This is a genomic window from Aeromicrobium sp. PFPM2_SD2 (assembly GCF_057364525.1).
Window position 1 is genome coordinate 1 of sequence record NZ_JBNFNZ010000068.1, and the last position, 7,751, is coordinate 7,751.

Annotated in this window: 8 protein-coding genes and 1 pseudogene; 4 read left to right on the forward strand and 5 right to left on the reverse strand. The window is 72.8% G+C overall.

Annotated elements, in window-relative coordinates:
• Positions 1 to 178 precede the first annotated feature (178 nt).
• Positions 179 to 1,516, reverse strand: a complete 1,338-nt coding sequence (locus AC2W7G_RS05425; protein WP_485867538.1) for a glutamine synthetase family protein — start codon at positions 1,514 to 1,516, stop codon at positions 179 to 181.
• 109 nt (positions 1,517 to 1,625) lie between these two features.
• Between AC2W7G_RS05425 and AC2W7G_RS05430 the strand changes: the two genes are divergently transcribed.
• From AC2W7G_RS05430 to panB, 3 genes are all read left to right on the forward strand, one after another.
• Positions 1,626 to 2,537: an aromatic acid exporter family protein gene (locus AC2W7G_RS05430; RefSeq protein WP_485867539.1), complete on the forward strand. Its 912-nt coding sequence runs from the start codon at positions 1,626 to 1,628 to the stop codon at positions 2,535 to 2,537.
• A 199-nt stretch (positions 2,538 to 2,736) separates the two neighbouring features.
• Complete coding sequence (locus tag AC2W7G_RS05435) at positions 2,737 to 4,488, forward strand: NAD+ synthase (protein ID WP_485867540.1); 1,752 nt, start codon at positions 2,737 to 2,739, stop codon at positions 4,486 to 4,488.
• A gap of 110 nt (positions 4,489 to 4,598) precedes the next feature.
• Positions 4,599 to 5,462, forward strand: coding sequence for a 3-methyl-2-oxobutanoate hydroxymethyltransferase (panB, locus tag AC2W7G_RS05440; RefSeq protein ID WP_485867541.1), 864 nt, complete (start codon positions 4,599 to 4,601; stop codon positions 5,460 to 5,462).
• A gap of 3 nt (positions 5,463 to 5,465) precedes the next feature.
• Here panB and AC2W7G_RS05445 read toward each other — a convergent pair whose 3' ends face one another.
• Entirely contained in the window at positions 5,466 to 5,648 is a 183-nt protein-coding gene (locus tag AC2W7G_RS05445) for a hypothetical protein (protein ID WP_485867542.1), read from the reverse strand.
• Positions 5,649 to 5,700: 52 nt separating this feature from the next.
• Here AC2W7G_RS05445 and map point away from each other — a divergent pair.
• Positions 5,701 to 6,548 (forward strand): annotated as a pseudogene (map, locus tag AC2W7G_RS05450) (type I methionyl aminopeptidase).
• Here map and AC2W7G_RS05455 read toward each other — a convergent pair.
• The 3 genes from AC2W7G_RS05455 to AC2W7G_RS05465 all read right to left on the reverse strand — a co-directional run.
• On the reverse strand, positions 6,535 to 6,729 hold the full coding sequence (locus AC2W7G_RS05455; RefSeq protein ID WP_485867543.1) for a hypothetical protein: 195 nt from the start codon (positions 6,727 to 6,729) through the stop codon (positions 6,535 to 6,537). The pseudogene map and the gene AC2W7G_RS05455 sit on opposite strands and share 14 nt — an antisense overlap.
• A gap of 2 nt (positions 6,730 to 6,731) precedes the next feature.
• Positions 6,732 to 7,082, reverse strand: a complete 351-nt coding sequence (locus AC2W7G_RS05460; RefSeq protein ID WP_485867544.1) for a hypothetical protein — start codon at positions 7,080 to 7,082, stop codon at positions 6,732 to 6,734.
• 33 nt (positions 7,083 to 7,115) lie between these two features.
• Positions 7,116 to 7,751: GGDEF domain-containing protein (locus tag AC2W7G_RS05465; RefSeq protein WP_485867545.1), on the reverse strand; the 636-nt coding region annotated here is incomplete at its 5' end.

A 7,751-nucleotide genomic window follows, 5' to 3' on the forward strand; every position in this document is an offset into this window, starting at 1 on the left:
GACGGCGTCGACGAGGTCCTCGGGCACGGGGGCCAGCTCCGCGAGCCGGGCCACCGCCTCGTCCGGGGAGCGGAAGCCCTTGCGGGCCAGGGACTCGACGCGCGCCTGGGTCACCATCTGCTGCACCCTACCGACGGCGCGCAGGCGCGGCGGGCGACGTCCGGGTGCCGGGAGCCGTTCACATCAACGGCATCATGCGGTCGAGCTCGAACTGGGTGACCTGCGCGCGGTAGGCCTCCCACTCGACCCGCTTGTTGCGCAGGAAGAAGTCGAAGACGTGCTCGCCGAGCGTCTCGGCCACCAGCTCGCTGGACTCCATGAGCCGGATCGCCTCGTCCAGGTCGCGCGGCAGCGGGTCGATGCCCATCGCCTTGCGCTCGTAGTCGTTGAGGCCCCAGACGTCGTCCTCGGCCTCCGGCGGCAGCTCGTACGTCTCCTCCACGCCCTTGAGGCCGGCGGCCAGGATGAGCGCGAAGGCCAGGTAGGGGTTGCACGCGGAGTCGATGCCGCGGTGCTCGATGCGCGCCGAGCCGCTCTTGTGCGGCTTGTACATCGGCACGCGCACCAGCGCCGAGCGGTTGTTGTGGCCCCACGACACGTAGTTGGGGGCCTCGCCGCCGCCGGCCAGGCGCTTGTAGGAGTTGATCCACTGATTCGTGACCGCGGTGATCTCGGGCGTGTGGCGCAGGACGCCGGCGATGAACGAGCGTCCGGTCTGCGACAGCTGGTACTCGGCACCGGCCTCGTAGAAGGCGTTCTCGTCGCCCTCGAACAGCGAGACGTGGGTGTGCATGCCCGAGCCGGGGTGCTCGGTGAACGGCTTGGGCATGAACGTGGCCCACTTGCTCTGGCTCAGCGCCACCTCCCGCACGACGGTGCGGAAGGTCATGATGTTGTCGGCCATCGAGAGCGCGTCGGCGTAGCGCAGGTCGATCTCCTGCTGGCCCGGGCCGCCCTCGTGGTGGCTGAACTCCACCGAGATGCCCATGTGCTCGAGCATCCCGATGACCTCGCGACGGAAGTCCTGGCTGGCGCCCTGGGCGGTGTGGTCGAAGTAGCCGCTGTCGTCCACCGGCACCGGCACCTGGCCGGCGGCCGGCTTGTCCTTGAACAGGTAGAACTCGACCTCGGGGTGCGTGTAGAAGGTGAAGCCGGCGTCGGCGGCCTTCTGCAGCGTCCGCTTCAGCACGAAGCGCGGGTCGGCGTACGCCGGGCTGCCGTCGGGCATGTGGATGTCGCAGAACATGCGCGCCGTCGCCGGGGTCTCGCCGCGCCACGGCAGCAGCTGGAACGTCGCCGGGTCGGGCTTGAGCACCATGTCGGCCTCGTGCACCCGGGCGAAGCCCTCGATCGCCGAGCCGTCGAACCCGATGCCCTCGTCGAAGGCGCCCTCGAGCTCGGCCGGGGCGATCGCGACCGACTTCAACGAGCCCAGCACGTCGGTGAACCACAGGCGGACGAAGCGCACGTCGCGCTCCTCGATCGCGCGCAGCACGAAGTCCTCTTGCTTACCCATGGGCACAGTCTCTACGGGACGTGTTACCGGGATGTTTCGGGGGTGCCTCGGCACCGTGGACGACCGCGAGCGACGTGCCGCGTCAGGTGGCCCGTGCCACGGTGGCGGGATGCACACGGCACGCAGATGGCTCCTGGACCGGTGGACCGAGCATCCCCGGATCGCCCTCGCGCTGAGGGCCGCCGCGGCGTCCGCGATCGCCTGGACCCTCGTGCGGTTCGTCCCGGGGTCCCAGGACTACCCGTACTACGCGCCGTTCGGCGCCATCATCGCCACGACCTCGACCCTGGCCGGCTCCGTGCGCGAGTCGCTGCAGGCGGTCGGGGCGATCGTCGTGGGCGGCGTCGTCGCGTGGCTCGTCGGCGCGGCGACGGGCGACGACCTGGCCGCCCTGACCCTGGCGATCGTCGTCGCCCTGTCGGTGAGCGTGGCCGGGTGGCGTCCCCTGGGCGCCATGGGCGGCTGGGCCCCGACGGCGGCGGTCTTCACGCTGATCATCGGCCACGGCGACGCGCAGTTCATCGGCGCCTACGGCGGCCTCACCCTGTTCGGCGCCCTGATCGGCATCCTGGTCAACATGGTCGCCCCTCCCCTGCCCCTGGCGCCCGCACGCGCCGCCGTCAGCCGGGCCCGGTCGGTGCTCGCCGAGCAGCTGCACGAGATCGCCGACCTGATGGTGACGCACGAGCTCCCCCCGATCGACGAGTGGGACCAGCAGCAGTCCGACCTGCGCCGGGCCCGCACCGAGATGAGCGAGGCGGTGTCCCGGGTCCACGAGTCACTCACCGCCAACGCGCGGGCCCGGCGCCACACGACCGCCCTGACCACCCTGTCCGCGGAGGCCGACGGCCTGGACCGCATCTCGTTCCTCATGGCCGACGTCAGCGACCTGCTGCTGCGGCCGCACGGCGTCCCGGGCGACCCTGCGGCCCAGACGACCTCAGCGACGACGTCCGCGAGCCGCTCGCCGGGGCCATGCACCGCGTGCCGACGCGCTCGAGGCCTACGGCGAGGGCGGTGAGGTCGACCCGCGGCTGGAGGCGGCCGACGCCCAGCTCGCCGCGTTGCTGGAGGCACGCGTCCACGAGACCCACCAGCAGCTGCTGGTCGACAGCGTCGTGCTGTCGCTGCGCCGGGCGATCGACACCTTCAGCTGACCGCGGCCCGGCCGGCGCGTGCACGGCGGGCGGACGTCCGTGGTGCGCCACTACGCTGGCCGGGTGCCACAGCTGAGAATCGCCCTGGCCCAGGTGGACGCCGTCGTCGGCGACCTGGAGGGCAACGCGAAGATCGTCCTGGACCGCTGCCGCGAGGCCGCCGCCGAGGGCGCCCACCTCGTCGTCTTCCCCGAGATGATGCTCACCGGCTACCCGATCGAGGACCTCGCGATGCGCGCCTCGGTCATCCAGGCCTCGCGCGAGCTCGTCGAGGCGCTGGCCGGCGACCTGCAGGCGCAGGGCATGGGCGGCCTCGTCGTGTACGTCGGGTACCTCGACCGCGCCGACGGCGTCGCCGACGGACCGGGCGTGCCCAAGAACGCCCCGACCAACGCCGTGGCCGTCCTGCACGGCGGACGTGTCGTCGCCCGCCAGGCCAAGCACCACCTGTGGAACTACGGCGTCGGCGACGAGATGCGCACGTTCGTGGCCGGCCACACCATCAACGTCGTCCAGGTGCACGGCGTCGACGTCGCGCTCGCCATCTGCGAGGACATCTGGCAGGAGGGCCCGTCGGCCGCCGCCCGCGCCGCCGAGGCGTCCCTGCTCGTCGTCCCCAACGGCTCGCCCTACGAGGCGAACAAGGACGACGTGCGCTACGAGCTGGTCGCGCGCCGGGCGCGCGAGGGCGCCTGCACCGTCGCCTACGTCAACACCGTCGGCGGGCAGGACGAGCTCGTCTTCGAGGGCGACTCGATCGTCGTCGGACCCGACGGCGACGTGCTGGCCCGCGGCGCGCAGTTCGCCGAGGAGCTGCTCGTCGTCGACCTCGACCTGCCCGCCGCCACCCCGCGCATGCCCGACCCCGAGGAGTCCTTCGGCGGGCTGCAGATCGAGCGCACCATCGTCTCGTCCGAGCCGCTGCCTGCCTACGAGCCGCGTCCGGCCGAGGTCCGCGAGCGCCTGGACGACCTCGGCGAGCGCTACTTCGCCCTGGTGACCGGGCTGCGCGGCTACGTCGAGAAGAACGGCTTCCGCTCGGTGCTCATGGGCCTGTCCGGCGGCATCGACTCGACGCTGTGCGGCGCCATCGCCGTGGACGCCCTCGGGGCCGACCGCGTGTTCGGCGTCTCGAACCCCAGCGCCTGGTCGACCGAGCACTCCAGGAGCGACGCCGCCGAGCTGGCGCGCCGCACCGGCCTGCGGCTCGACACCGTGCCGATCGCCTCGATCCTGGACTCCTACGAGGAGCTGCTCGACCTCGAGGGGCTGGCCGAGGAGAACCTCCAGGCCCGCATCCGCGCCAACATCTGGATGGCCCTGTCCAACCGCGACGGCCACCTGGTGCTCGCGTGCGGCAACAAGTCCGAGCTGGCGACCGGGTACTCGACGATCTACGGCGACGCCGTGGGCGGCTACGCGCCGCTCAAGGACGTCCCGAAGACGCTGGTGTGGGAGCTGTCGCGGTGGCGCAACGCCCACGCCGAGGCGCAGGGGCTCCAGCCACCGATCCCCGAGCACGCGATCGCGAAGCCGCCGTCGGCCGAGCTGCGGCCCGGCCAGCTGGACTCGGACTCGCTGCCGCCGTACGAGGTGCTCGACGCGATCCTGGACGCCTACGTGGAGCGCGACCTGGGCTACGACGACGTGCTCGCCGAGGGCTTCGACCCCGAGGTGGTCAAGCGCGTCGTCACCCTGGTCGACCGGGCCGAGTACAAGCGCCGCCAGTACCCGCCGGGACCCAAGATCTCGCGCCGCAACTTCGGCCGCGACCGCCGCGTCCCCATCACGAACCGCTGGCGCGAGCACGCCTGACGGCGCGCGCGAGGTGTGACCCGGGTCTCGGGTCGTGCCCCGGCGCGGGTGTGCCAGGCTGGAGCCGATCCGTGGACCCGACCGGGCCGCGAGAGACGCAAGGAGCATCCATGAACGACATCCAGGCCGAGGAGCCGGCGCCGTACGGCGGCCCCGCGACCAGCGACCCCGGCGTGCGCAAGGTGCGCACCCACCACCTGCGCCAGTGGAAGCAGCAGGGCGAGCGCTTCGCCATGCTGACCGCCTACGACCAGTACACGGCGCAGGTCTTCGACGAGGCCGGCATCCCGGTGATGCTGGTCGGCGACTCGGCGTCCAACAACGTCTTCGGCAACGAGACGTCGCTGCCGGTCACCGTGGACGAGCTGATCCCGCTCGTGCGGGCCGTGACGCGCTCGGCGCGCCGGGCCCTCGTGGTCGCCGACCTGCCGTTCGGCTCGTACCAGGGCTCGCCGCAGCAGGCGTTCGAGACCGCCGCTCGGTTCATGAAGGAGGGCAACGCCCACGCCATCAAGCTCGAGGGCGGCCTGGCGATGGTGCCGCAGGTCAAGCTGCTCACCGACGCCGGCGTGCCGGTGATGGCCCACATCGGCTTCACCCCGCAGGCCGAGCACAACCTCGGCGGCTACCGGGTGCAGGGGCGCGGCGACGCCGCCCAGCGCCTCATCGAGGAGGCCAAGGCGTTCCAGGACGCCGGCGCGTTCAGCATCGTCATGGAGATGGTGCCCGCGCCGGTCGCCGCCCAGGTGACCGAGGCGCTCGACATCCCCACGATCGGCATCGGCGCGGGGTCCGGCTGCGACGGCCAGGTCCTGGTCTGGCAGGACATGATGGGCCTGCGCACCGGCCGGGCGCCCCGCTTCGTCAAGAAGTACGCCGACCTGCACGGCGTCATGCTGGCCGCGGCGCAGGAGTACGCGGCGGACGTGGCCGCCGGGACGTTCCCGGCCGCGGAGCACTCGTTCGAGGCCTGAGCCTCAGTCGTCCTTCCAGCGCGGGTCCTCGTCCCACGCCTTCGTCCGCTCCTCGGCGGTCTCTAGGGCGTGGGACGCGGCCTCGCGGGAGTCGTACGGCCCGAGCCGGTCGGCCGCCTTGCAGCCGTCCTTGCCCTCGACCGTGTGGTGCTTGAGGCAGAAGTAGAAGGGGCCGGAGTCGCTCATGGCGCCATCCTGCCCGAGGCGGCGGCCGGACGCCGCTCGGTAGGCTCGCCGGGTGACCCCGATCCAGCCCGGAACCGTGTCCGCCCCGCGCCCCGTGCCCGCGTCGATCGAGCGTCCGGAGTACGTCGGCAGCCCGCGCCGCTCCCCTACCGCGGGCCACTGGTGCGCGACGAGGACACGATCGCGCGCATGCGGGTGGCCGGACGCCTCGCGGCCCAGGCGCTGGACGCCGTCGAGGCGGCGATCGCGCCGGGCGTCACCACCGACGAGCTCGACCGGGTCGGCCACGAGTTCCTGTGCGACCACGGCGCGTACCCGTCGACGCTGGGCTACCGCGAGTACCCCAAGAGCCTGTGCAGCAGCGTCAACGAGGTCATCTGCCACGGCATCCCCGACGACCGCCGGCTCGAGGACGGTGACATCGTCAACATCGACATCACCGCGTACGTCGACGGCGTGCACGGCGACACCAACAAGACCTACCTCGTGGGCGAGGTCGACGAGGAGTCGCGGCTGCTGGTCGAGCGCACGCACGAGGCCACGACGCGGGCGATCCGGGCGGTGCGCCCCGGTCGCCAGATCAACGTGATCGGCCGGGTCATCGAGGCCTACGCCCGCCGGTTCGGCTACGGCGTCGTGCGCGACTTCACCGGCCACGGCGTCGGGCCGGCCTTCCACGACGGGCTGGTGGTGCCGCACTACGACGACCCGTCGGCCGACACGGTGATCCAGGCCGGCATGACGTTCACGATCGAGCCCATGCTGACGCGGGGCGGGATCGACTGGGACCTGTGGGACGACGGCTGGACGGCGGTCACGCGCGACCGCTCGCGCACCGCTCAGTTCGAGCACACGCTCCTGGTGACGCCCGACGGCGCCGAGGTGCTCACGCTCCCCTAGAGCCCTCGCGCAGCACCGACAGCACGTACGCGAGCACGAGCCCGGCGGCCACGCCGATGACGATGGCCGCGACCGGACGGTGGACCATCGCGCCGACGACGGCGCCCACGAGCAGGCCGAGACCGGCGCCGACGGCGTACCGGTACGGCGCGGGCGGCTCCGGCTCGAGGTCGCGGCCCATGGTCAGGCGCTGATCGCCCAGGGGCCCTCGGGGGCCGTGAGGTCGATGGTGCCGCGGGCACCGCGCACCTGGACGGCGTCCGGGTCGGCGGTCTCGACGATCGCCCGGACCGCGCGCATCGCCTCCCACGTGCGGGGGCAGTGCACGGCGACCAGGTGCTCGCTGTTGCTGGAGCGCAGCGCCATGGTGACGAGCGCGTCGTCGCCGCTGCGCTCCAGCGCCCGGACGACCCGCGCCTGTGCCTCGGCGTCCGGCACCGCGTACAGCAGCGTCTCTCGCGGCCCCCCGAGCGACGGGTGACGCTGAGCGGGGTGCACGAAGGCGCGGGGCGCAGGCGGGGTGAGCTCGTCCATGGTGACCTCTAGAACGACGAACTTGCGCAGAGGTTACGCACCCGCGACGTTACGCACGTCACCTCTCGCCGGGCCGGACGCCCCGCCCCCACCGCGCTTCACCGCGTACATGGCCCGGTCGGCGGCCTGCAGCAGCTGCGTGACCCCCTGCCCCGGGACGTGCTGGGCGACGCCCACGCTGGCCGACGGCTCGAGCCGCACCCGGTCCACGGTCACCGGCTGGCGGACGACGTCCACGAGCCGGCGGGCCACGGTCGTCGCGGCGGACAGGTCGTGCCCCGGGAGCACCACCACGAGCTCGTCACCGCCGTAGCGGCCGACGCAGCCGGTGCTGTCGACGACGTCCAGCAGCCGCGAGCCGACGGCCGCCAGCAGCACGTCGCCCGTCGCGTGCCCGTGCTCGTCGTTGACCTGCTTGAACCGGTCGAGGTCGACCACGGCGATCGAGAGCGGCTCCCCCGTGCGGTCGGCGTGCCGGACGAACGTCTCGAGCACGACGTCCAGGGCACCCCGGACGAGGGCGCCGGTCACCGCGTCCCGCGCGGCTGTGCCGCGGCCGGTGGCCGGCTCGGCGTACCAGAGCGTCACGATCGTGCCCGGCACACCGTCGGAGCGGGGCGGCCGGTACGAGGCCAGACGCGCCTGGGCGACCACCGCGCGGGCGCCGCT

Bases quoted from the DNA above. Each gene is read 5' to 3' on its own strand.
- AC2W7G_RS05430 (WP_485867539.1), top strand. From the start codon at position 1,626: ATGCACACGGCACGCAGATGGCTCCTGGACCGGTGGACCGAGCATCCC.
- AC2W7G_RS05425 (WP_485867538.1), bottom strand. From the start codon at position 1,516: ATGGGTAAGCAAGAGGACTTCGTGCTGCGCGCGATCGAGGAGCGCGAC.
- panB (WP_485867541.1), top strand. From the start codon at position 4,599: ATGAACGACATCCAGGCCGAGGAGCCGGCGCCGTACGGCGGCCCCGCG.
- AC2W7G_RS05455 (WP_485867543.1), bottom strand. From the start codon at position 6,729: ATGGGCCGCGACCTCGAGCCGGAGCCGCCCGCGCCGTACCGGTACGCC.
- AC2W7G_RS05445 (WP_485867542.1), bottom strand. From the start codon at position 5,648: ATGAGCGACTCCGGCCCCTTCTACTTCTGCCTCAAGCACCACACGGTC.
- AC2W7G_RS05460 (WP_485867544.1), bottom strand. From the start codon at position 7,082: ATGGACGAGCTCACCCCGCCTGCGCCCCGCGCCTTCGTGCACCCCGCT.